The sequence below is a fragment of the Martinezella hainanensis genome, assembly GCF_900094555.1.
Lineage (GTDB): Bacteria > Pseudomonadota > Alphaproteobacteria > Rhizobiales > Rhizobiaceae > Rhizobium > Rhizobium hainanense.
In genome coordinates this window covers 192425-215656 of sequence record NZ_FMAC01000002.1, presented here as the reverse complement: position 1 = coordinate 215656, position 23232 = coordinate 192425, and the positions used below count along the sequence as shown (strand labels likewise).

Sequence of the window (23232 nt, the reverse complement as noted above, 5' to 3'; positions counted from 1 at the left end):
TCAGACGCTCGATGCGTTTTCGGCGAGCGCCAGCCGCTCGCGGGCACGTTCCATCAGGCGCTCCTTGCGGCGCGTCTTGAAGGTCTTCACGCCATAGTAGGTGAGTGCATAGACAATCACACCGGTCACGATGGCAGGTGGGATGCCGCCGATCAGCATCGGCTTCAAAACCGGGTCCCAGATCTGCGAGAGATCGCCCTTGTGCCACAGTGCCGGCAGATCGATATTGCCGCCCTGCCCGCCGCTGTCGCGCGACAGGATGAGGTGGCCGATCTCCCAGGTAAGCGCCCAGATGAAAGGATAGGTGATTGGATTGCCGGCCGCCAGACAGCCGAGCGCAGAAGCAATGACATTGCCGCCGACCAGATAGGCGATGATGATCGCCATCACGAAATGCACGCCGATGAACGGCGTCCAGGACACAACGATGCCCGCCGCAAACCCGGCCGCAACCGAATGCGGCGAAGCGGCAAGGCGAACAAGGCGCTTGCCGAAATATTGGAACGAGCGGACAAAACCCTTGCGGGGCCAAAGGTGCTCCCGCAACTTTTCCTTGAATGTCAGTGGTTTTCGGCGACGAAACAGCATGCGGCTTATCTAGTGCAATGGGGGCCGTCGTGACAAGAGCGGCCAAACGTATCATGCACCGATTAAGAACCGAAAGTGCGGCTCTTTTTTGGAACGTCACCTGCTTTGGATGCAGAAAATGGACGCTCTCTTCATTTGCCGGAAGCAATCCCTCGAGATCTGGATGCTCCAAGGGCGCAACAACGACGCGCCCCTCTTGGTCTTTTAAGTATTAACAGCGATTAACGCGTACGGAACAGGCCGCGGTCAACCTGACGCTGACGATACTCAAGGTCAAAACGGTCATGCGAGCCGTTCAGGTAAGCCATTTCGCGCTCTTCAACACTCGGAACACGCAAGGCACGGGCGATTTTCTTGATCGGGGTAAACATTGTCTTCTCTCATCTCAGTTTGGTTTCTTCGATGACCAGAAGATAGGCTCGACAAAGGTTAATTACCACCGCTCTAAAATACACGCAGCCATGCACATAACGCATATCTATCCGGAAAGGCGCTCGAATTTGGTCATAAAATGATCACAAAATATGCAGCCTGCCTGGATCAGTAGCGCCGCCGAGTGAATATCACTCGTAGAGGCGCTTAACCGTCGCGATGCAATCGAGTTCCTTCAGCTGCACCAGAAGCTGGTTGAGCTGGCGCAGATCCCAGACTTCCACGTCGAGGGCCATTTCGGTGAAGTCGGCCGCAACCCGAACGGTGTTGAGCACGCGGATATTGACGTCCACGTCCGCGACGGTCTGCGCCACCTTCGCCAGCGTACCCGGCTCGTTGAGGGCATTGATCAGGATGCGTGCGGCAAAGCGCGACTTGTTGGCCTCGTCCAGATCCCAGCGCACGTCGATCCAGCGCTCCGGCTCGTCGTCGAACCGCTGCAGCACCGGCGACTGGATCGGATATATGGTGATACCCTTGCCCTTTTCCATGATGCCGACGATGCGATCACCCGGAACGGCGCCGGTCGATGCGAAATGCACCTCGACATTGGCCGAAATACCGCGGATCGGCGGGGCATCGATATCGGCACCGTCAGAGACCTCGGCCTTGTTCTTGCCGGGGATCTTGAAGATCATGCCGGAGGCGCTGCGGACATTGAACCAGCCCTCGTCGCCGGCAGGCTTCACGGTCACGCGTTCGTCCTGATGATCGGGGTAGACGGCGCGAAGCACGTCGAGCGACGACATCTCCCCTCGCCCGACGGCCGCGATCGCATCCTCGACATCTTTCTGGCCGAGGCGATGCAGGGCGGGCTTCAAAGCATCGCGCGAGAAGACCTTGCCGGCGCGCTCGAAAGTGCGCTCCAGGATACGATGGCCGAGGCCGGCATATTGCTTGCGGATGGCAAGACGAGTGGCGCGGCGAATGGCGGCGCGTGCCTTGCCGGTCACGACGATCTCTTCCCACGCGGCTGGCGGCACCTGCACGCCTGAGCGGATAATCTCGACTTCGTCGCCATTGTTCAGCCGCGTTACCAGCGGCATGATGCGGCCATTGATCTTGGCGCCGACGGTCGTGTCGCCGATGTTGGTATGAACGGCGTAGGCAAAATCGATCGGCGTTGCGCCGCGCGGCAGGGCGATCAGCTTGCCCTTGGGCGTGAAGCAGAACACCTGATCCTGGAACAACTCGAGCTTGGTATGCTCGAGGAATTCTTCCGGGCTGTCGCCCTCGGCCAGCGCCTCGATGGTGTGGCGCAGCCAGGAATAGGCATTGCTTTCCCGCGAAGCGATTTCGCTATCGCCATTGCCGTTGGTGCCGTCCTTATAGAGCGTATGGGCTGCGATGCCGAACTCGGCGATCTCGTGCATGCGTTTGGTACGGATCTGCAGCTCGATGCGCTGGCTGGAGGGGCCGACGATCGTGGTGTGCAGAGAGCGATAGTCGTTCTGCTTCGGCGTCGAAATATAGTCCTTGAAACGGCCGGGAACGACGCGCCAGCGGGTATGAACGATGCCGAGCGCCCGGTAGCAGGACGGAATGTCGTCGACGAGAAGACGGAAGCCGTAAATATCGGAGAGCTGCTCGAAGGAGAGCGACTTCGACTGCATCTTTCGGAACACCGAATAGGGCTTCTTCAGCCGCCCCTTGACCATGGCGTTGGCAAGGCCGTTGGCCACGAGCAGATCGCGCAGCTCGGTCTCGATCTTCTTGACGAGCCCTTCGTTACGCCGCGACAGCTCTTCCAGGCGTTTGGTGACGGTATCATGCGCCTCGGGATTGATATGGCGGAAAGAAAGCTCTTCCAGCTCCTCACGCATGTCCTGCATACCCATGCGGCCGGCAAGCGGCGCATAGATTTCCATTGTCTCCTCGGAGATGCGGGCGCGCTTTTCCGGCGACATATGATCGAGCGTGCGCATATTATGCAGGCGATCGGCCAGCTTCACCAGAAGCACGCGTACGTCATCGGAAATGGCGAGCAGCAGCTTGCGCAGATTTTCGGCCTGCTTCGCCTTCTTGGTGACGAGGTCGAGCTTCTTGATCTTCGTCAGGCCCTCGACCAGGCGGCCGATATCCTCGCCGAACATCTCGTCGATTTCGGCGCGCGTCGCCGTCGTATCCTCGATCGTGTCGTGGAGAAGAGCGACCGCGATGGTCGATTCATCCAGTCGCATATCCGTCAGGATCGCAGCAACTTCGAGGGGATGGGAAATATAGGGATCGCCGCTGGCACGTTTTTGCTGGCCATGCTTCTGCATTGCATAAACATAGGCTTTGTTGAGGAGAGCTTCGTTGGCATCGGGCTTGTATTTCTGCACGCGCTCGACAAGCTCGTATTGCCGCATCATTCCAAAGCTACTCCAGCAAAAACAAAAGCGCGCCAGTCATCTGACCGGCGCACGCATCTTGCCATCATATCGCTCCTGTCCGGAGCATCAAGCTCAACGATCAGTAATCGTCGCTTTTTTCCGGCGGAACCAGACCTTCGATACCGGCCAGAAGCTCTTCTTCCGACATCTGATCGAAAGTGACGGTTTCCGGCAGGTCTTCTTCCTCTTCGCTGGTGGCGGAAGCGCCAGCCGCCAGGAGGCTTGCCGGATCGGGCTCGGGCTCATCCACTTCGACATGCTTCTGCAGCGAATGGATCAGGTCTTCCTTGAGATCATCAGGCGACAGCGTCTCGTCGGCGATTTCGCGCAGAGCAACGACCGGGTTCTTGTCGTTGTCGCGGTCGATCGTGATCGAGGAGCCCTGCGAAATCAGGCGAGCGCGGTGGCTGGCGAGCAGCACGAGCTCGAACCGGTTCTCTACTTTATCAATGCAATCTTCTACTGTGACACGGGCCATTGCCTGTCCTTTGCGGTCGTGATGTCGTCATCATGTCTCGGAGTAGCACGCCGATACAAGCAAACGATGTCAAATTCAAGTTTTTCCTGTTTCAGCGCCTTTGCACCCTCTGGGAAAGTGCTAAAATTACCCTAGACAAACAGCCATTTCTACCGTGAGTTGCTTGGAATATCGCATTTCGTGCCCTACATCTCGGTTATATGAATAATTCATAAAGTAATACGAATTATTCTGCAACGGCTCACAAAGCCTTGTTTTAGCTGCTCTTTAAATGAAATGATTACGTTTTTATAACAGTGGATATGTAAGCGATGTTTGACCCACGCGAAAAAATTGCACTCTTTATCGACGGCGCCAATCTTTACGCTGCATCCAAGAGCCTCGGTTTCGATATTGACTACCGTAAGCTCCTGAAGGCATTCCAGAAACGCGGATATCTCCTGCGCGCCTATTATTACACCGCCCTTATCGAAGATCAGGAATATTCCTCGATCCGCCCGCTGATCGATTGGCTCGACTATAACGGCTACAAGGTCATCACGAAGCCGGCGAAGGAATTCACGGATTCCATGGGACGCCGCAAGATCAAGGGCAACATGGACATCGAGCTGGCGATCGACGCCATGGAGCAATCCGAGACCGTCGATCATCTGGTGATCTTTTCCGGCGACGGTGACTTCACGACCCTCGTGGAAGCCCTTCAGCGTCGTGGACGCAAGGTTTCGGTCATCTCGACCATGGCGACCCAGCCGCCGATGATTGCAGACGACCTGCGCCGTCAGGCCGATCATTTCATCGACCTCGTATCGCTGAAGGCGGAGATCGGTCGCGAAGCTTCGGAGCGCCCTGCCCGGACTGCGGAGGCTAGCCACGCTCCGGCGGATACTGAAGAATAATTCGGGGCCGCATCAGACAAGGTAGGTTTGCAGCAGCAGCAGAACCGTTTCTGTTTTGCCGCGGCAGCCGGCCGTTCGCCAAGGTTCAGGGCGTCGTCGCGGCAATCGATTCACGCGCAGCTATAGTTTTGCCGAGGGATCGTTTCGAACGGCGCAGGCGTTGTGCTCGCCGCGGCAGCCGGCCCTTCGCTAGGGCTCAGGGCGTTCGTCGCTGCAATCGATTCACTGGATCGATTGCTCGGGCCTTGCCCGACCGCTCCACACCCTCACCCGTTGTCTTTGAGCAGCCGGCTCTTCTGCCTGTTCCAATCGCGTTCCTTCTCGGATTCGCGCTTGTCATGCAGCTTCTTGCCCTTGGCAAGGGCCAATTCCAGCTTGGCCCGGCCACGGTCGTTGAAATAGATTTTCAACGGCACCAGGGTCATGCCCTCACGATTGATCGCCGAACGCAACCGGCCGATTTCGCGGCTGGAAAGCAGCAGCTTGCGGCGGCGGCGGGGCTCGTGGTTGAAGCGGTTCGCCTGCAGGTACTCCGGCAGATAGGAGTTGATCAGCCAGATCTCGTCACCTTCATCCGAGGCGTAGGATTCAGCGATATTGGCCTTGCCTTCGCGCAGCGATTTGACCTCTGTGCCCATCAGCACGAGCCCTGCTTCGTAGGTGTCGATGATCTCGTAGTTGAAGCGGGCCTTGCGGTTTTCCGCCACGACCTTGTTCACCACGCGCTGGCTGCCTTTGGGTGCCATGATTCTTCTTCTTTTTTCTTGCGTCATTCCGGCAGCGACTAAGGGCGCGCCAGGTTCCTGCATCCTAAATAAGCGAGACCGCCCTCCTTGTGAAGAGAGCGGCCTTGCAGAGTTTGGGCAACAAGTTCGAAACGGCGTCAGTTCAAGAGGCCGGCATGACGCAAGGCCGCATCGATCGCAGCCTCGGTGCCCGGTTCCAGGGTCGACAGGAGCGGCGAGCGTACATTGCGGCTCATGCGGCCAAGGCGGGAAAGACCATACTTGGCGCCGCAGAGGCCGGGCTCCAGGAAGATCGCCTTGTGCAACGGCATCAGGCGATCCTGATATTCGAGAGCCTTGGCATAATCACCGGCGAGCGTAGCCGCCTGGAATTCGGCACACAGGCGCGGTGCGACGTTGGCCGTGACCGAGATGCAGCCGACGCCGCCATGGGCGTTGAAGCCGAGCGCCGTGGCATCCTCGCCGGAAAGCTGGCGGAAATCGCGGCCGCAGCTGATGCGCTGCTCGGAGACGCGCTCGATCTTGCCGGTCGCATCCTTGACACCGACGATATTGGAATAGGCCTTGGCAAGCGCACCCATCGTCTCGGGCGTCATATCGACAACCGAACGGCCGGGGATGTTGTAGATATAGATCGGCAGCTTGACGGCTTCGGCAACGGCGGCGAAATGCGCGTAAAGCCCCTTCTGGGTCGGCTTGTTATAATAGGGTGTGACGACCAGAACCGCGTTGGCGCCGACCTTTTCGGCGTGCTGTGCGAGCTCGATCGCCTCGCGGGTATTGTTCGACCCCGCCCCCGCCATGACCGGGACGCGCTTGTTGGCGATCTCGATGCAGAGCTCGACGACGCGCTTGTGCTCGTCATGCGACAGGGTCGGAGATTCACCCGTCGTACCCACGGGCACCAGTCCCTTGCTGCCCTCTTTTATCTGCCAGTCGACATGTGAGGCGAAGGAAGCCTCATCCACCTTGCCGGCGTCAGTAAAGGGCGTAACGAGTGCGGGAATGGACCCCTGGAACATGCAAGTCTCCTAGCGGCGCTGCTTTCATGCTTCAGCCGCAATCCATGGTTATGAATCCGCGCACCATAAAGCGCCGGCTTGACGGCGACAAGCACGCTTTGAATGGTAAAGGGCAGTTTCCGATATCATAATTGATTGAAATTCGGGCCACCGGTAAGGTTTCGTTAATATAGCATTTGGCAAATGGAAGGGGCCTGTTTGTTTTGTGAGTAGCCGGATGAAGAGACCTGTCATGATCTGGACCGCCGTGGGCTTGGCGGTCGCCTGGGGCGCGGTTGCCTCGCAGCTTCCCGGCCAGCAGATACCGACGAGCGCCAACGCCTATGTCGCCATGGCGCCGGACCCCATGAGCACGGCCGCGATCCCGCGCGGCGGAGCCATCGCGCCTGTCAGCGGCGACCTGAAGGCGGGCCTCGACGCCCTTTCCAACAAGAATCCGATGCAGGCGCTTGCCATCCGCAACGGCATGGGTGATGGCACGCTCGATCGGCACATCCTGACCTGGGCGATCGCGACTTCGGGCCAGCCGGGCGTTCCTTCCGGCGAAATTGCCGCGGCCGCCGGCGAGCTTGTCGGCTGGCCGGGGCTCGGCAGCCTGCGCGCTAATTCCGAGCGGGCGCTCTACACAGAGAATCCGGCAACCGATCAGGTCCTTGCCGCCTTCGGCAACTCGCAGCCAGAGACCGTGGAAGGCGCCATCATCCTCTCGCGCGCCTTCATGGCGCGCGGCGCGTCGGCACAGGCCGCCAAGCTGATCCGCAAGATCTGGCGCGAGGAGCCGCTGGACAAATCGCTCGAAGACAAGGTCCTTGCGGAATTCCCAAGCCTGCTTTCGCCCGCCGATCACAAGGCGCGCATGGACTATCTGCTCTACCGCGATCGGACCGCACAGGCCAAACGCTTCGGCGATCTCGGCAGGGCGCAATCGCTCTACAAGGCCTGGGCCGCCGTCAATGATCGCTCGCCGAAGGCCGACGCGCTGATCGCAGCCGCCGACGCCCAATGGCGCAAGGACCCAGCCTATCTCTTCATGCGGATCGAAAACCTGCGCCGCCAGAACAAATATGACGATGCCGCCAGTCTGCTGGCGCAAATGCCGAAGGACCGCAGCGTGCTCGTCAGCCCCGGCGCGTGGTGGAGCGAGCAGCGCATCGTCAGCCGCGGCCTGGTGGATCAGGGTGAATTCAAGGCTGCCTACCGCATCGTCGACGCCAGCGTCGCGGAAAGTCCGCAGGATGTCGGCGAAGCCGAATTCCACGCAGGCTGGTACGCTCTGCGCGGTCTTCAGGATGGGGCGAATGCAGCGATCCATTTCCGCAAGATCCTGCAGGTGTCGAACGGGCCTATCTCGCAATCGCGCGGTTGGTATTGGCTCGGCCGCGCCGCCGAAGCAGGCGGACCGGGCAAGGCTGCCGATTTCTACGCAAAGGCCGCCTCCTATCCGAGCACCTTCTATGGTCAGCTTGCTGCCGAGAAGCTTGGCCGTCGCACCCTCAACGTCACCTATCCCTCTCCCTCGGCTACCGATCGCCAGCGCTTCCAGGGACGCGAGGCGGTACAGGCGATTTCTCGGCTCGAGGCTGCGGGACACGGTTGGCGTGCCGATGCGCTCTATCGCGCTCTGGCGAAACAGCTTGATAGCCCCGGCGAGGTCGCCATGCTGGCCGCCAGCGCCGAGCGTTCCGGCAATCACCAGCTTTCGCTGCAGATCGGCAAGATCGCCTATGGGCGCGGCATCGATGTCGCAGCGCTCGCCTTCCCGATCGGCGTCATTCCGGACAATGCCAATATTTCCGGCTCCGGCAAGGCGCTCGCCTATGCCATTGCCCGACAGGAAAGCGCCTTCAATCCGGCCGCCGTATCCTCCGCCAATGCCCGCGGCCTGCTGCAACTGCTGCCAAAGACCGCAAAGGCCGTTGCCGGTCGGCACGGCATGGCCTACTCCGCCGACAAGCTGACGCAGGATGCGGGCTACAACGCCACGCTCGGCGCCCATTATCTCGGCGAGCAGATCGACACCTTCGGCGGCTCCTACATCCTCACCTTCATCGCCTACAATGCCGGGCCGAACAAGGTGCCGGAATGGATCAGCCGTTATGGCGATCCGCGTGGCAAGTCACTTGACGACGTAATCGACTGGATCGAGCGCATCCCCTTCCCCGAGACCCGCAACTACGTGCAGCGCGTGATGGAGAACTATCAGGTCTACAAGGCACGGCTGGGACAGAAGGCAGACATCGTACACGATCTGGTCGACGGCCGCGGCTAAAGCATGTCGCGCAAAAATGTGCAGCGGTTTTGCGATAACGACATGCGCAAGATCAACGACCTAAAGCGCGGGAAGCGAATCTGAAGGATCGCAAAGCCGCCTCACCACCTCGTGCGATATGTTTCCGGCAACAGCCGCAGTTGTGTGCGCTACGGAAATGACGTTACATCCCTCGTGATAGCCAAAGCACGAGGGATGGCGCATGCGCAGCGACGACGAAAGCGGTTTTCTTGCCAGAACGATCGCAACCGAAGATGGCCTGAAACTCCATGTGCGCGACTATGCCGGCGACGAGACAGCCACGAGTGCCAGGACACCCGTCTTCTGCCTGCCCGGCCTGACGCGCAACTCGCGGGACTTTCATCAATTGGCGCTGCTTCTATCGCAGGATTCCGCGGCTCCACGCAGGATAATCACGCTCGATGCCCGCGGACGCGGGTCATCCGAGTGGGATGACGACAAAGCCCATTACAATCTCATCGTGGAAGGTCAAGATGTCCTGACGGTTTGCGCTCAGCTCGGGATTCATCAAGCTATCTTCATCGGCACATCGCGCGGCGGAATGGTCCTGCATATGCTCGCAACCAGCCGGCCGGATATTCTCAAGGCCGTGATTCTCAACGATATCGGCCCCGTCCTCGAAAAAGTCGGATTGGCGGATATTCGCGATTATCTCAACCGGGACAAGAAACCCGCCAATTGGGACGAGGCGATCGATATCCTTCGGGAAAACCATGGCAGCGCCTTTAGCGCGCTTGGCGAAGAGGATTGGCAGGACATGGCCCGCGCCATCTATGTCTTGCGTGACGGCAAGCCGATTGCCGACTACGATCCCGCTATCGCAGCACAAATGCAGGCGCTCGACCTGGAGGTACCGATTCGCGACCTGTGGCCGCAGTTCCAAGCGTTTCAGGATACTCCGCTGATGGTGATTCGCGGCGAGAATTCGAAACTTCTGACGCAGGCCACGACGGACGAGATGGCGGAGCACCATCCGGGAATGGCCATCAAGATCGCGAGAGGGCAAGGACATGCCCCGATTTTACATTTGGGCGATATTCCGGATGCAATCCGGCACTTCATCTCGGGGTTTTGACAACAGGCGCCTCGCACTATGCGATACCGGCTCAAAGCAAAAGGCCCGGTTGGGAGACCGGGCCTTTCCTCTTCCGATCGGAGGTCTGATCGGAAGATCTGTCAAACTCTTTTCGGCGAACCGAATTAGAAGCTGCGCTGGAAGCGCAGGATACCAGCCCACTGATCCTGGTTTACAGAATCGAAGTTGGTGTAGGTAACTTCCGGCTCGATGAGGAAGCCCTTGACCGGGGTGAACTTGAGGTTCGTGGTGGCTTCGAAGATCTTCGAGTCGGTGTAAGCGAGCTGGAGGTTCCACTTCAGCTTTTCGTTGATCGGAACGCCAACGCCACCCCAGACAGCCCAGTCGCCCCAGCCGCAGAGATCGCCACGGCCAGCCGGGCAAGCAGACGCGTTCAGGTTCGAACCGGCGTACTGGTTCAGCTTCTTGCCATCGGTGTTGTAGCCACCCATCAAGAAGGCCGTGAGGAAGCCGAAGTCGGCATCGATACGAGCCTTGACAGCGCCTTCTTCGACGATCGAGTCGTAACCGCCGACAACCTTGAAGCCGAAACCGCCAGCCTTGTAGCCGACACCGGCGACAACGTTCGGAGCATAGTGGTTAGCCTTCGACTGAACCCAAGCGCCGCCGTAGGAAGACGTATCCGAACCGGAGTTGCTGTCTTCGAGCGAGACGACAGCCGTGAAGCCGTTGCCTGCGTCGTAGTTGTAGGTCAACTGGTTGAGTTCGTACGGGCCGTCATAGACCACGTCGTCGTTGATGACGTCGCCGGCGTAGCCGGTGTACAGGTTGTACTGCGAGTCCTGCTTACCGACCAGGAAACCGCCGAGGCTGATGTTGGCCCAGAGCAGCTTGGTGGTGGTGGCGTTGCCGTCGTTCCAGTCGAAACGGTAGACAGTGTTGGTCTTCAACGGACCGTATTCGGTGTCGGTCGCGGTGTCGACGCTCAGCTGAGCGCGGGTATGCCAGTAGGTGCCACGATCGCCGCCGGGACCCGGATTGTAGGCATTGTACCAGCCACCTTCGGTACGGACCATGCCGCCGATCTTGAGGCAGGTTTCGGTGCCCGGGATGAAGAAGTAGCCAGCGCCATAGGCATCGCAGATGCGGACATATTCCAGCGGCTCGGGCTCAGCTGCTACGATCGCGTCGGCAGCATGAGCACCGGATACTGCTGCCAGCGCAGCAGCGGAGCCGAGAAGAAGGCTCTTGATGTTCATAGTAACTCCAGTTCCAATATCGATTAGGTATGAGAATTCACGCCGAGAAAATCGACGTGCCCTACCCCACCCGGTTTTAAAGTTGACCCCTGATCTGGGAGAACCAAGACAAGTAAGTCTTGCTTCCGATTTGGAACCTACAGATCGTTTTTTTCAGAGCAATATCAGAGATAAACTATGAACAATTGTGACGGCTGTTTCAAAAGGTGCGTTGCACAAAAATCACGTCGCAAAACTGTCACACTGTCGGCGTGCCAATAGCCGAAAACTACTTAGGATTACTTCATGAATACGCACAACCTAAAGGGCATCCTTACAGAGAAAGATGCTAAGTAGCGTAAAAGCTACACCACAACTTGACTATATTCGCAAACACAAAAAGCCCGGCCTATGGCCGGGCTTTCTTTCACCGTAGTGAACAATCTCAAATGACCGAAGTCAGATCAGATTAGAAGGTACGCTCGAAGCGGAGGATACCTGCCCACTGGTCCTGATTGATGGAGTCCCAGTTGGTGTAGGAGACTTCCGGCTCGATGAGCAGGTTCTTGACCGGGTTCCACTTGACGTTCGTCGTAGCGGCGAAGATCTTGGAGTCGGTGTAGGCGAGCTGCAGGTTCCACTTCAGCTTTTCGTTGATCGGAACGCCAACGCCGCCCCAAACTGCCCAGTCACCCCAGCCGATGCCGGAGGCAGCGCCAGCGCCGTTCGAACCGGCATACTTGTTGAGCTTGTCGCCGTCGGTGTTCCAGCCACCCATGACGAAGGCCGAGAAGACGCCGAAGTCAGCATCGACACGAGCCTTGACAGCGCCTTCTTCTACGATCGAGTCGTAGCCGCCGACGACCTTGAAGCCCCATGCGCCAGCCTTGTAGCCAACACCGGCAACAACGTCAGGAGCGTAGTGATCCGAGCTGTCTTCGCCATTAGCGCCGGTAGCACCGGTGCCAGAGTTGCTGTCTTCGAGCGAGATAACAGCGGTGAAGCCGTTGCCTGCGTCGTAGTTGTAGGTGATCTGGTTCAGTTCGTACGGGCCGTCATAGACAACGTCGTCGTTGATGACGTCGCCGGCATAACCGGTGAAGACGTTGAACTGCGAGTCTTCCTTACCAACGGTGAAGCCGCCGAGGCTGATGCTGGCGTGCAGCAGGTTGGTGGAGGTGGAGTTGCCGTCGTTCCAGTCCCAACGAATTTCGGTGTTGGTCTTCAGCGGGCCGTATTCGGTGTCGCTCGCCGTCTGCAGGCGAAGCTCAGCGCGGGTGTGCCAGAGCGTACCCAAACGAGAATTCGGGTTGTAGGCATCGTACCACTCACCTTCGGTACGAACCTTACCGCCGATCTTGAGGCAGGTTTCCGTGCCCGGGATGAAGAAGTAACCTGCACCGTATGCGTCGCAGATGCGGACATATTCCAACGGCTCCGGCTCAGCGGCAACGATAGCGTCAGCCGCGTGAGCACCGGAAACTGCTACAAGTGCAGCAGCGGAGCCCAGAAGAAGGCTCTTGATGTTCATATTGACCTCCAGTCAAAGTTTTATGTCGAGAATGAAAACTACCCGAAGGTATTCCCTGTCCCATTCTCGCGTTTCAAGAAGTGGACGATCAATCGCCCTCGCTTCCGAGAGTGAAAATACAAGACGTGCACTGTCACGCAATCGACATTTTCGCGGAAGAGGGGATTTGAGTAAGCCTTCCGCAATTGCTGTTGCCGAAAGGACACAAGTCAGCAACACGGCGGCCGCAATTATTTAGACTTCATTAAGAAAGTCCTTAATCTACGGATACTTACGAGCACCGTAAAAATGGCCTCAGCCGATTGGAAAAAGGCACCGAAATGGCCATTCCATGGCTAACCGCCGGATTTTGCTAGGTTTGGTAAGCTCCGTATGACGCTTGTCGCGCCGACCCACCCGAGATGAACAGCCATTGGCGAGTTCAGCCCGCGTCCCAAAACGATGCAAGGACGCGGGTGATTCCTTGAAAAGGCCGATTCGACAGTGGCGAACGGGCCGTGAACTAGGGCAGGCCGCCAACGACCCACTATCGCCCTGCCCCATCATTTCCTGGGATAGAGCACCATTCCGGCGTGATGGAGCACGCCATCGATGAAGTCGCCATCGGCGGTGAAACCGGTATCGTCCCAATAGTCGATATGATTGCCCGTCACCATGTAGCGCCCCTGATAGGCATGCTCGCGGCTTCCCCGCGCTTCGATATACCGGCCGTTTGGCAGGAGTTCGTGGCGGATACGACCGTCGGCCGTCGTCCACATGCCGACGTAAGCGTGTATCGGGTTCGTCATTTCGATTCGATCCTCGGAAAGTACAGGCGGCGCGACCATGACGCCGGCCAGGGTGAGAGCAAAGAAAACGCGAATCAGTGTGCCGCCCTCGTCGGGCGAACGACGATTTCATTGACATCGACATCATCGGGCTGCTCGACCGCGAAGCGTACCGCCCGGCCGATGGCATCGGGCGTCAGCGCAACAGCCCGATAGGACTTCATCGCTTCGGCGGCCACCGGGTCCGTGATCGTATCGGCCAGCTCGCTTTCGACTACGCCCGGATGGATGCAGGTGACCCGGATATCGCGGCATTCCTGGCGCAGCCCGTCAGAGATTGCCCGAACGGCATACTTGGTCGCGCAATAGACGGCGGCGGTCGGAGAGACTGCGAGCGCCCCGATCGACGCGATATTGATGATGTGACCGGCGCCACGCGCCGTCATTTCCGGCAGAACGGCCGCAATGCCATGAAGCACGCCCTTGATATTGACGTCGACCATTCTGTCCCATTCCTCGACCTTCATCGAAGTCATCAGGGAAAGCGGCATGATGCCGGCATTGTTGACGATCACATCGACGCCTCCCCAGGCCAGACGTGCCGTCTCTGCAAAGGCGGCAACATCAGCCCTGTCGGTCACATCGAGCCGGCGGGTCATTACCGTGCCGCCCTTTTCCCGAATCTCGGCCGCCAATGCTTCCAATCTGTCGACGCGCCTCGCACCGAGCATGACCCTTGCGCCGGCGGAGGCGAGTTCGCGGGCAATGCCCGCACCGATGCCGCTGGAGGCACCCGTGACGAGAATGACTTTATCGATAGGCATGCGATCACTCCTTGCTATGGGAACGGTTCTCTCCTGGAACCGGCTGCAAGGAGGATACAGAGCTTCATTGTCGTGATAAGACATCCATTCAGTGACAGCTTGGAAAGTAGCATTTACCAATGTGGCCTGATCTCAATGCCCTCTCCGTCTTCATTCTCGTCGCCCAGGAGCGCAATTTTCGCGCCGCCGCCGACAGGCTGGGCGTCACCCGCTCGGCGGTCAGCCAGACGATCCGGCGATTGGAGGAGAGCATGGGCATCGCGCTGGTGCAGCGCACAACCCGCAGCGTCAGCCTGACGGAGGCTGGCGAACGGCTTTATGCAGACGTGGAGCCGGCGGTATCGGATATACGCACCGCGATGGAGAAGACGGACAATTTGCGGACGCGGCCCCGCGGGCAGCTGCGGCTTGCCGTTTCCTCGATCGCGGAACGATTTCTCTCCGGCGACTTTCTCGCAGGCTTTGCAGCTGCCAATCCCGAGATCCTGCTCGATATCACCGTCACGGACGAGGAATTCGACATTGTATCGGAAGGCTACGACGCCGGGGTTCGGCTTGGCGAAGTCATTGAGCAGGACATGATTGCCGTACCCGTCGCCGGTGACGAGCGGCAATTGGCCGTCTGTTCCCCGGCCTATCGCGACCGATTCGGCATCCCCGCACATCCGAAAGAGCTCTCCACGCATCGATGCATAGGCTGGCGTCCCTCACCGAAGGCTGCCCCCTATCGCTGGGAGTTTGCGGAAGGGGGTAAGGAATTCCGGGTGGAGGTCGCACCGGAGGTGACGACGAATGACATGGGCGTGATGATCAAGCTGGCCGTCTCCGGAGCGGGAATCACATTTGGGATGGAAGAAAGTTTTCGCACCTTCATCGACCGAAACGAGCTAGTGCCGATCCTGCAGGAATATTGCCCCTCTTTCCCGGGCTTCTACCTTTATTATCCCAATCGACGCAACATGGCTCCCAAGCTGCGCGCGCTCATAGCATATCTGAAGCGCTATGAAGGCTTTGCTGGTCGCAATTCCCGATAGGTGCTGCTTTGGGATTTGGTGGCTCCAAGTTCATCTATCGTCTGCAGATGAGTGCATTGAGCCAAAATGGCGGAGAAGATGGGATTCGAACCCACGATACCATTTCTGGTATACTCCCTTAGCAGGGGAGCGCCTTCGACCACTCGGCCACCTCTCCGGTGCGGCCCTGATAGGGCCATTCATTTATCGACGCAAGCGCTTTTTCGCGCTTGTGACCGTTCTTTCCATGATTCAGCAACAGCCGATTGTCGGCCGAAGCATGGTCCGGCCGACTTGAAAAATCACATCAAGCCAGCAACTGCTTCAAATCGGCGGCTGGGTCGGCAAGGATGTCCCTGGACGGATTGGCGCCGGTCTCCAGCAGCTTCTTGCCCGTAACATAGGCCTTTGCGTCGTTTATTGCATCGACTGCGATGAAGCGGCCCTGCTTGAAATACCATATGGAAGCCGCGCCCTCGCGGACGCCTGGACGCAGCAGCGTCTCGTCATAGCCGAGGTTGAAACCCGCGATCTGCAGTTTCACGTCATATTGATCCGACCAGAACCACGGCTTCGGATCATAGGCCTTTTCGTTGCCGGCTATGATTCCTGCAGCGGCCTCCGCCTGATCGACAGCGTTCTGCACGGATTCGAGCCGGATGCGGCCGCCCTCCCATGGCAATTCCACGCAATCACCCATGGCGAAAATGGAGGGATCGGACGTGCGGGCAAACGAATCGACGGTAATGCCGTTGCCGACCTCGAGGCCGGCTTCCTTGGCGAGCCTGTCATTGGGGGCGACGCCGATGCCGACGACAACGAAATCGACATCGATGGTCGAGCCATCGGAAAGCTCTGCGGCAGCCACATGGCCATTGCGGCCGATAAGCTGCTTCAATCCGGTCTTCTCGCGAATGACGACATCATGCTTCTGATGAATGGCCCTGAAAATATCGGCGGTTTCCTTGGCGGCGACACGCTGGAGGATGCGGTCCCCCATCTCGATCAAGGTCACTTCGAGCCCACGATGGCGCGCGACGGCAGCAGCCTCAAGCCCGATATAGCCGCCACCGATGATGAGCACCCGGCGACCAGGGCGCATCTCTCCGGCGAGAAGGTCGGCGTCGCGCTTGTCCCGGGCGAGATAGACGCCCTCGAGCGCACCGCCGACGGAAGGCGGCAAGCGCCGAGGCGTCGAGCCGGTCGCGAGCGCCAGCGTCTCATAGTCCAGCCTGGAGCCGTCCTGCATGATGATCTGCTTTGCGGCGCGATCGATCTGCTCGACCCAGGTAGACACGCGGATTTCGACATTATTGTCTGAATACCAATGCTCCGGGCGAAACAGCAGGCGATCGAAGGTCATTTCGCCGAGCAGATATTTTTTGGTCAATGGCGGTCGCTGATAGGGAAGGTTTTCCTCAGCACCGACGATGGTGATCGGCCGTGAATCACCCAACCCACGCAACTTGGCCGCAAGCGCGAAACCCGCCTGCCCGGCCCCGATAATGACCAATCTGCCCGTCACGATCCGTACTCCATTGTTATTATAGCGATCCCCGCGCGATGCCGGGGACGCTCATGGACTTCAGGGGTAACGCCTGTACCTGCAAGCGTCAATCATGACTGACCCTGCACCCCGGATCGGGAGAAAGTTGGGCCGAAAGGCTCAGCTTGATATTTCGACCCAGCGCCGCTCATGGAAGGATTGCGCCATGGCATGCACCGATTTCTCGATGCGCAGACCATCTTGGAAAGCCACGACTGACGCAGCGTCGCCGGAAATGGCGCGAATCAGCTCACGGCACTCGATGATCTTCAGATCGTTGAAGCCGAGGCCATGGCCGGGTGCGGGGATGAAACGGTCATAGGGCTTGTGGGCGGGTGCGGCCAGCACCTTGCGGAAGCCCTGTTCGCTGTCTCTGCCTTCGGCCTGATAAAGCTCGAATTCGTTCATGCGCTCCTGATCATAGGAGATCGAGCCCTTGGAGCCGAAGATTTGCAAAGCTATCCGCCCCTTGCGGCCCCAGGCGGAGCGATTGGCCATGAGCACTGCGGAAATGCCACCGCCAAGCCGCATCAGCACATTGGCAAGATCGTGGTTTTCGACAGCGCGACTGCCGCCATCCTTCAACGGACGCTCGGCATAGGGCTTCACCATATCGGTGATGACGGCCTCGACGTGACCGAACAGGAACCAGAGCAGCGAAAGCGGGTGCACGGCAAAGTCATCGAGAGCGCCGTAGCCCGAGGCAAGCTCGCTCTTCCAATAGAAAAGGCCGTTCGGATCGGCCATGAAATCTTCGTCCATCTCGACGCGGACGTGATTGACCGTGCCGATCGTGCCCTCCGCGATCAGCGCCTTGATGTGCCGCATCACCGGGTTCTGGATATAATTGTAGCCGAGGATGGCAACCTTGCCGGAGGACTTGGCCGCGGCGAGCATACGCTCGGCATCGCCATAAGCAGGCGCCATCGGCTTTTCACACCAGACATGCTTACCGGCTTCAAGCGCCGCAATCGCCATTTCCGGATGGAACTGGTTGGGCGTCGTCACGGAAACGACGTCGACATCCGGGTCTGCGATAAGCGCGCGCCAGTCAGCCGTCGCCTTTTCGAAGCCGAATTCGTCGCCGCGTGCCTTTGCCAGATCGGCATTGGCCTCGGCCAGATGCACCAGGCGCGGCCGCGCGACATCGCCGAATACGGTCTTGACCGCATTCCATGCCAGCGCATGGCATTTGCCCATATAACCCGTGCCGATCAATCCAACGCCCAACGGCCTCATTTGCACTTCCTCCTCAAATCCGCTCCCGCGGTTGAGTGATTTTTGGAATATTTAGACCGTTTTGACAAGTGCGCCCATGGCATCGACGCTTCTCTCACGGGCAATAATCCATATTTATATGTTTAAAATCATTATCTTAAAAATATTCGTGCCGAATGATTCAAAATCCGGTATCGTTGGAAATATGGAATATTTGTTTCATTGCGGGTGTTGGGGGAGCTGAAGGACGGCGCATGGACAACAATATCGAGACGCAAACCAGGGTGCCGCGCGACTTCGAAAGTCTGCGCAGCATCATCATCGAACGCAAGAATGCCATGCCGAAGCGTCTCGCACAGGTGGCCGCCTTCGCGCTCGGCAATCCCGATGAAATCGCCTTCGGCACGACGGCGAGCATTGCGACGGCCGCCGAGGTACAGCCTTCGACGCTGGTGCGCCTTGCCCATCACCTCGGCTATGAAGGCTTCTCCGATCTGCAGAGCATCTTCCGCGAGCGGCTGCGCGATCGCACGCTCAGCTATGAAGAGCGGCTCGTCACGCTGGAGCAGTCCGGAATAAAGGATGAAGAAGCCGGCATTCTCTCCGGCTTTCTGTCTGCCGCAAGCCAATCCATCAACAAGCTCGCGGCAACCATCGAGACTGACACTTTCGCCAAAGCGGTCGACGTGCTTGCCACCGCCGAGACGATCTATCTCATCGCCAAGCGCCGCTCCTATCCGCTGACGGCGCATATGAGCTATGCCTTTTCCAAATTGAACATACGCCATCAGATCGTCGCCTCGCCCAATGGCATCGACGGCGAAATCGCCCGTTTCGCCACCGAGAAGGACGCAGCGATCGCCGCCAGCTTCTCGCCCTATGCCGCCGACAGCCTGGCGCAGGCACAGGATCTGGCGGCGCGCAGCGTACCCGTCATCGCCATCACCGATTCGGCCTTCTCGCCCCTCACGGCCTGTGCGACCCATTGGTTCGAGGTGGCCGAGGCCGACTTCGCCGGTTTCCGCTCACTATCGGCATCCATGGCGCTCATCATGGCCTTTCCGGTCGCTATCGCCGAGCGCCGGCGAAAAGCTGCAATAAAAGTAGATAAAACGAAAATGGAATAAACATTCCGAATTGACAAAATCTCGGAACCAATGTTTCACTACAGCCAGGGTCACGACCGCGGGAGATGGTCGTCCGATCCATAGCAGCCGGGACGAAACGAACACCGGCACTTTCAATAACGCATGATCTCGGCGCAGGCTGAAAAGCAAGAGAGGTCATGCCCCGACGGGAGGACATCATGGCACACGACAATCCTGGCGCCGAGCCGGAAGCAAGACTCGATGTGATCACCATCGGCCGCTCCTCCGTCGACCTCTATGGTCAGCAGATCGGCTCGAAGCTCGAAGATATCGCCTCTTTCGCCAAGTCGGTCGGCGGCTGCCCGGCCAATATCGCGATCGGCACGGCGCGGCTCGGCCTGAAATCCGGCCTCATCACCCGTGTCGGCGACGAGCAGATGGGCCGCTTCATCCGCGAACAATCAGCCCGTGAAGGCGTGGCGGTCGATGGGATCGCGACGGACAAGGAGCGCCTGACGGCGCTGGTGCTGCTGGCGGTCGAGGCCGAGGGCGTTTCGCCGATGATCTTCTATCGCTCCGACTGCGCCGACATGGCGCTGAACGAAGACGATATCGACGAAAGCTTCATCAAATCCTCGGGCGCCGTTCTGGTGTCCGGCACGCATTTTTCCAAGTCCAATACCGAGGCGGCACAGCGCAAGGCGATCCGCATTGCCAAGGCAAACGGCCGCAAGGTGATCTTCGATATCGACTACCGGCCGAACCTCTGGGGCCTTGCCGGCCATGCCGAAGGTTTCGAGCGCTATGTGAAGTCGGAGCGCGTGTCCTCCAAGATGAAGGAGACGCTGCCGGATTGCGACCTGATCGTCGGCACCGAAGAAGAGATCATGATCGCCTCCGGTGCCGACGACGTGCTCGGCGCCTTGAAGGAAATCCGCCGTCTCTCATCCGCGATCATCGTGCTGAAGCGCGGCGCCATGGGCTGCATCGTCTATGAAGGCGCGATCTCGGACGACCTGGAAGCCGGCATCGTCGGCCAGGGTTTCCCGATCGAGGTGTTCAATGTTCTCGGCGCAGGCGATGCTTTCATGTCCGGCTTCCTGCGCGGCTATCTGCGCGGCGAGCCGCTGAAGACCTGCGCCACCTGGGCGAATGCCTGTGGCGCCTTCGCCGTTTCCCGCCTGCTCTGCTCGCCGGAATATCCGACCTGGGCGGAACTCGACTTCTTCCTGAAGACGGGCAGCAAGCATCGCGCGCTACGCAAGGACGAGGCGATCAACCACATCCACTGGGCGACAACCCGCCGCGGCGACGAGATCCCGCTGCTGATGGCGCTTGCAATCGACCATCGCTCGCAGCTCGTCAGCGTCTGCGATGAGCTCGGCATCGACCACGACAGGATCGTCGCCTTCAAGCGGCTTGCCGTCGAGGCGGCGGCGCGTGTAGCCGACGGCCGGCGCGGCTATGGCATGCTGATCGACGAACGCTTCGGGCGCGATGCCTTCTTCGATGCCGCCACCAAGAATTTCTCCTGGATCGGCCGCCCGGTCGAACTGCCGGGATCGAAGCCGCTGAAGTTCGAATTCAGCCAGGATATCGGTTCGCAGCTGGTCGAATGGCCGCTCCATCACTGCATCAAATGCCTGTGTTTCTACCATCCGGACGATCCGCAGGATTTGAAGGCGGAACAGCAGGAGAAGCTGCGGACGCTCTTTGAAGCCGCGCGCAAGGTCGGGCGCGAGCTCCTGGTCGAGATCATCGCCAGCAAAAACGGTCCGCTGACCGACGACACCATCCCGACGGCGATGGAAGAGCTCTATGCGCTCGGCATCAAGCCGGACTGGTGGAAGCTGGAGCCACAGGAATCGACAGCAGCCTGGAAAAAAATCGATGCCGTGATCGCCAAAAATGATCCATGGTGCCGCGGTATCGTGCTGCTCGGCCTGGAGGCGCCGGCAGAGGAACTGATCCGCAGCTTCGAAGCGACGCTGGCGGCCCCCTCGGTCAAGGGTTTCGCCGTCGGGCGGACCATCTTTTCCGATGCGGCCCGTGCATGGCTGTCGGGCGGCATGAACGACGAGGAGGCGATTGCCGACATGGCCGGCCGCTTCCGGCAACTGACGGATGCGTGGCTTAAAACCCGCGGCCGATGAAATTCCAGGGCGGTTCCGCTTTTCACGGAAACTCTGAACCGCTCTATCTCTTTGTTCTTCCGCAATTCCGGACGGAAAACCGCTACACAATTTTCCGGGGATTGCTCTAGCATTTGGGAGGCGCCCGATGGGCAAGACGATCCGATTGACGATGGCACAGGCCGTCGCGCATTTCCTCAAGAAGCAGATGACCATCATCGACGGGCAGAAGCAGCCGATCTTCGGCGGCGTCTGGGCAATCTTCGGTCACGGCAACGTTGCCGGCATCGGCGAAGCGCTCTATCAGGTGCGCGAGGAGCTGCCGACGTTCCGCGCTCACAACGAACAGGGCATGGCCCATGCCGCCATCGCCTATGCCAAGGCGAGCTTCCGTCAGCGCTTCATGGCCTGCACGACCTCCATCGGGCCTGGCGCGCTCAATATGGTCACGGCGGCCGGCGTAGCACACGTCAACCGCATCCCGGTCCTCTTTCTGCCTGGCGACGTCTTTGCCAACCGCGCACCCGATCCGGTGCTGCAGCAGATCGAGGATTTCGGCGACGGCACCGTCTCCGCCAATGACGCCTTCCGCCCTGTCTCCCGCTATTTTGACCGTATCACCCGCCCCGAACAGATCATTTCGGCGCTGAAGCGCGCCATGCAGGTGCTGACCGACCCGCTCGATTGCGGCCCGGTGACGCTTTCGCTCTGCCAGGATGTACAGGCGGAAGCCTTTGATTATCCCGAGAGCTTCTTCGAGGAGCGCGTCTGGACACAGCGCCGCCCGCAGCCGGATGCCGACGAACTTGCCAACGCCATCGCATTGATCCGCCGCTCGGAAAAGCCTGTCATTCTTGCAGGCGGCGGCGTGCTCTACTCGCAGGCAACCAAGGAATTGACTGCCTTCGCCGAAGCGCATGATATTCCCGTCGTCGTCACCCAGGCCGGCAAGTCGGCCATCGACGAGACGCATCCGCTGGCGCTCGGCTCCGTCGGCGTAACGGGCACGTCCGCCGCCAACGCCATTGCCGAGGATACCGATCTGGTGATCGCGGTCGGCACGCGCTGCCAGGATTTCACGACCGGCTCCTGGGCGCTGTTCAAGAACGAAAAGCTCGCGATGATCGGCCTCAACATCGCGGCCTATGATGCGCTCAAGCACAACAGTCACCCGCTGGTGACGGATGCGCGCGAGGGGCTGAAGGCGTTCTCCGCCGGCCTGACCGGCTGGCGCGCGCCGGCATCGCTGGCCGAGAAGGCGACGCGGGAGAAGAATATCTGGGCCGAGGCAGCCGCCAAGGCGCTGGCGACGACCAATGCTGCCCTGCCCTCCGACGCCCAGGTCATCGGCGCCGTCACCCGCACGCTTGGCGGCGAGAACAGCATCCTGGTTTGCGCCGCCGGCGGCCTGCCTGGCGAGCTGCACAAGCTCTGGCCTGCGACCGCACCCGGCAGCTACCACATGGAATACGGCTTCTCCTGCATGGGCTACGAGATTGCCGGCGGCCTCGGCGTCAAGATGGCGCGGCCGGAGAAGGATGTCGTCGTCATGGTCGGCGACGGCTCCTACATGATGCTGAATTCCGAGCTGGCGACCTCCGTCATGCTCGGCCTGAAGATCACCGTCGTGCTGCTCGACAACCGCGGCTATGGCTGCATCAATCGCCTGCAGATGGCAACCGGCGGCGCGAACTTCAACAACCTCCTGAAGGACTCACGCTTCGAAGTGATGCCGGAGATCGACTTCCGGGCACATGCGGCCAGCATGGGCGCAGTCGCCGTCAAGGTTTCCTCCATCAGCGAGCTGGAACAGGCGATCGAAGCCTCGAAGAAGAACGACCGCAGCTCGGTCATCGTCATCGACACCGATCCGCTGCTCACGACGAATGAAGGCGGTCATTGGTGGGATGTCGCCGTTCCCGAAGTCAGCCCGCGTGCCGAGGTGAACAAGGCGCGCGCCGCCTACGAACAGGCCCGCGCATCCCAGCGCATCGGCTGATCCATTTTCGTCA

General features: G+C 59.5%; 19 protein-coding genes and 1 tRNA gene. 7 read left to right on the top strand and 13 right to left on the bottom strand.

Translation table 11 applies throughout. The features are described 5' to 3' along the window. The 4 genes from GA0061100_RS07430 to rpoZ all read right to left on the bottom strand — a co-directional run bounded on the left by GA0061100_RS07430 (position 1) and on the right by rpoZ (position 3873). Entirely contained in the window at positions 1–588 is a 588-nt protein-coding gene (locus GA0061100_RS07430; RefSeq protein WP_075852115.1) for a DUF2062 domain-containing protein, read from the bottom strand. Positions 589–809: 221 nt separating this feature from the next. Next, positions 810–959 (bottom strand): DUF3563 family protein, encoded by a 150-nt coding sequence (locus GA0061100_RS07425; protein WP_075852114.1) that lies wholly within the window; start codon positions 957–959, stop codon positions 810–812. Positions 960–1151: 192 nt separating this feature from the next. After that, a complete protein-coding gene (locus GA0061100_RS07420; protein WP_075852113.1) occupies positions 1152–3374 on the bottom strand; it encodes a RelA/SpoT family protein in 2223 nt (740 codons plus the stop codon). Between the two features lie 100 nt (positions 3375–3474). Then, positions 3475–3873: a DNA-directed RNA polymerase subunit omega gene (gene rpoZ / locus GA0061100_RS07415; protein ID WP_075852112.1), complete on the bottom strand. Its 399-nt coding sequence runs from the start codon at positions 3871–3873 to the stop codon at positions 3475–3477. Between the two features lie 311 nt (positions 3874–4184). On the opposite strand from rpoZ, the gene GA0061100_RS07410 reads away from it, so the two are divergent. Then, on the top strand, positions 4185–4769 hold the full coding sequence (locus GA0061100_RS07410) for a LabA-like NYN domain-containing protein (protein ID WP_075852111.1): 585 nt from the start codon (positions 4185–4187) through the stop codon (positions 4767–4769). Positions 4770–5035: 266 nt separating this feature from the next. On the opposite strand, the gene smpB is transcribed toward GA0061100_RS07410, so the two are convergent. Continuing rightward, positions 5036–5515: an SsrA-binding protein SmpB gene (smpB, locus tag GA0061100_RS07405; RefSeq protein ID WP_015339291.1), complete on the bottom strand. Its 480-nt coding sequence runs from the start codon at positions 5513–5515 to the stop codon at positions 5036–5038. A 137-nt stretch (positions 5516–5652) separates the two neighbouring features. Continuing rightward, complete coding sequence (gene dapA / locus GA0061100_RS07400) at positions 5653–6537, bottom strand: 4-hydroxy-tetrahydrodipicolinate synthase (protein WP_075852110.1); 885 nt, start codon at positions 6535–6537, stop codon at positions 5653–5655. 217 nt (positions 6538–6754) lie between these two features. On the opposite strand from dapA, the gene GA0061100_RS07395 reads away from it, so the two are divergent. Further along, entirely contained in the window at positions 6755–8806 is a 2052-nt protein-coding gene (locus GA0061100_RS07395) for a lytic transglycosylase domain-containing protein (protein ID WP_075852109.1), read from the top strand. Between the two features lie 202 nt (positions 8807–9008). Next, positions 9009–9902: an alpha/beta fold hydrolase gene (locus GA0061100_RS07390; protein ID WP_075852108.1), complete on the top strand. Its 894-nt coding sequence runs from the start codon at positions 9009–9011 to the stop codon at positions 9900–9902. 125 nt (positions 9903–10027) lie between these two features. Here the strand turns inward: GA0061100_RS07390 and GA0061100_RS07385 are convergent, their stop codons facing one another. The 4 genes from GA0061100_RS07385 to GA0061100_RS07370 form a co-directional block, all read right to left on the bottom strand. After that, positions 10028–11122: a porin gene (locus GA0061100_RS07385; protein ID WP_075852107.1), complete on the bottom strand. Its 1095-nt coding sequence runs from the start codon at positions 11120–11122 to the stop codon at positions 10028–10030. A gap of 448 nt (positions 11123–11570) precedes the next feature. Further along, complete coding sequence (locus tag GA0061100_RS07380; RefSeq protein WP_075852106.1) at positions 11571–12632, bottom strand: porin; 1062 nt, start codon at positions 12630–12632, stop codon at positions 11571–11573. Between the two features lie 542 nt (positions 12633–13174). After that, positions 13175–13459, bottom strand: a complete 285-nt coding sequence (locus GA0061100_RS07375; RefSeq protein ID WP_075852105.1) for an Atu4866 domain-containing protein — start codon at positions 13457–13459, stop codon at positions 13175–13177. 35 nt (positions 13460–13494) lie between these two features. Next, the gene (locus tag GA0061100_RS07370) at positions 13495–14223 is read right to left on the bottom strand and encodes an SDR family oxidoreductase (protein WP_075852104.1); all 729 of its coding nucleotides are present in this window, start codon (positions 14221–14223) and stop codon (positions 13495–13497) included. A 119-nt stretch (positions 14224–14342) separates the two neighbouring features. Between GA0061100_RS07370 and GA0061100_RS07365 the strand changes: the two genes are divergently transcribed. Further along, positions 14343–15257 (top strand): LysR family transcriptional regulator, encoded by a 915-nt coding sequence (locus tag GA0061100_RS07365; RefSeq protein ID WP_075852103.1) that lies wholly within the window; start codon positions 14343–14345, stop codon positions 15255–15257. Between the two features lie 67 nt (positions 15258–15324). On the opposite strand, the gene GA0061100_RS07360 is transcribed toward GA0061100_RS07365, so the two are convergent. From GA0061100_RS07360 to GA0061100_RS07350, 3 genes are all read right to left on the bottom strand, one after another. Further along, positions 15325–15414 (bottom strand) — tRNA-Ser (locus GA0061100_RS07360). A 129-nt stretch (positions 15415–15543) separates the two neighbouring features. Next, on the bottom strand, positions 15544–16761 hold the full coding sequence (locus GA0061100_RS07355) for an NAD(P)/FAD-dependent oxidoreductase (protein WP_075852102.1): 1218 nt from the start codon (positions 16759–16761) through the stop codon (positions 15544–15546). 141 nt (positions 16762–16902) lie between these two features. Continuing rightward, a complete protein-coding gene (locus GA0061100_RS07350) occupies positions 16903–18021 on the bottom strand; it encodes a Gfo/Idh/MocA family protein (RefSeq protein WP_075852101.1) in 1119 nt (372 codons plus the stop codon). Between the two features lie 233 nt (positions 18022–18254). Here GA0061100_RS07350 and GA0061100_RS07345 point away from each other — a divergent pair, with 233 nt between their 5' ends. The 3 genes from GA0061100_RS07345 to iolD all read left to right on the top strand — a co-directional run bounded on the left by GA0061100_RS07345 (position 18255) and on the right by iolD (position 23219). Beyond that, complete coding sequence (locus GA0061100_RS07345; protein ID WP_075852100.1) at positions 18255–19127, top strand: MurR/RpiR family transcriptional regulator; 873 nt, start codon at positions 18255–18257, stop codon at positions 19125–19127. Positions 19128–19306: 179 nt separating this feature from the next. Continuing rightward, entirely contained in the window at positions 19307–21241 is a 1935-nt protein-coding gene (locus GA0061100_RS07340; RefSeq protein WP_075852099.1) for a bifunctional 5-dehydro-2-deoxygluconokinase/5-dehydro-2-deoxyphosphogluconate aldolase, read from the top strand. Between the two features lie 127 nt (positions 21242–21368). Then, positions 21369–23219, top strand: coding sequence for a 3D-(3,5/4)-trihydroxycyclohexane-1,2-dione acylhydrolase (decyclizing) (gene iolD, locus GA0061100_RS07335; RefSeq protein ID WP_075852098.1), 1851 nt, complete (start codon positions 21369–21371; stop codon positions 23217–23219). The last annotated feature ends 13 nt before the right edge of the window (positions 23220–23232 follow it).

Bases quoted from the DNA above. Each gene is read 5' to 3' on its own strand.
- GA0061100_RS07375 (WP_075852105.1), bottom strand. From the start codon at position 13,459: ATGGTCGCGCCGCCTGTACTTTCCGAGGATCGAATCGAAATGACGAAC.
- GA0061100_RS07410 (WP_075852111.1), top strand. From the start codon at position 4,185: ATGTTTGACCCACGCGAAAAAATTGCACTCTTTATCGACGGCGCCAAT.
- GA0061100_RS07385 (WP_075852107.1), bottom strand. From the start codon at position 11,122: ATGAACATCAAGAGCCTTCTTCTCGGCTCCGCTGCTGCGCTGGCAGCA.
- GA0061100_RS07340 (WP_075852099.1), top strand. From the start codon at position 19,307: ATGGCACACGACAATCCTGGCGCCGAGCCGGAAGCAAGACTCGATGTG.
- GA0061100_RS07395 (WP_075852109.1), top strand. From the start codon at position 6,755: ATGAAGAGACCTGTCATGATCTGGACCGCCGTGGGCTTGGCGGTCGCC.
- GA0061100_RS07425 (WP_075852114.1), bottom strand. From the start codon at position 959: ATGTTTACCCCGATCAAGAAAATCGCCCGTGCCTTGCGTGTTCCGAGT.
- rpoZ (WP_075852112.1), bottom strand. From the start codon at position 3,873: ATGGCCCGTGTCACAGTAGAAGATTGCATTGATAAAGTAGAGAACCGG.
- GA0061100_RS07370 (WP_075852104.1), bottom strand. From the start codon at position 14,223: ATGCCTATCGATAAAGTCATTCTCGTCACGGGTGCCTCCAGCGGCATC.
- GA0061100_RS07380 (WP_075852106.1), bottom strand. From the start codon at position 12,632: ATGAACATCAAGAGCCTTCTTCTGGGCTCCGCTGCTGCACTTGTAGCA.
- iolD (WP_075852098.1), top strand. From the start codon at position 21,369: ATGGGCAAGACGATCCGATTGACGATGGCACAGGCCGTCGCGCATTTC.
- dapA (WP_075852110.1), bottom strand. From the start codon at position 6,537: ATGTTCCAGGGGTCCATTCCCGCACTCGTTACGCCCTTTACTGACGCC.
- GA0061100_RS07390 (WP_075852108.1), top strand. From the start codon at position 9,009: ATGCGCAGCGACGACGAAAGCGGTTTTCTTGCCAGAACGATCGCAACC.
- GA0061100_RS07420 (WP_075852113.1), bottom strand. From the start codon at position 3,374: ATGATGCGGCAATACGAGCTTGTCGAGCGCGTGCAGAAATACAAGCCC.
- GA0061100_RS07430 (WP_075852115.1), bottom strand. From the start codon at position 588: ATGCTGTTTCGTCGCCGAAAACCACTGACATTCAAGGAAAAGTTGCGG.
- smpB (WP_015339291.1), bottom strand. From the start codon at position 5,515: ATGGCACCCAAAGGCAGCCAGCGCGTGGTGAACAAGGTCGTGGCGGAA.
- GA0061100_RS07345 (WP_075852100.1), top strand. From the start codon at position 18,255: ATGGACAACAATATCGAGACGCAAACCAGGGTGCCGCGCGACTTCGAA.
- GA0061100_RS07350 (WP_075852101.1), bottom strand. From the start codon at position 18,021: ATGAGGCCGTTGGGCGTTGGATTGATCGGCACGGGTTATATGGGCAAA.
- GA0061100_RS07365 (WP_075852103.1), top strand. From the start codon at position 14,343: ATGTGGCCTGATCTCAATGCCCTCTCCGTCTTCATTCTCGTCGCCCAG.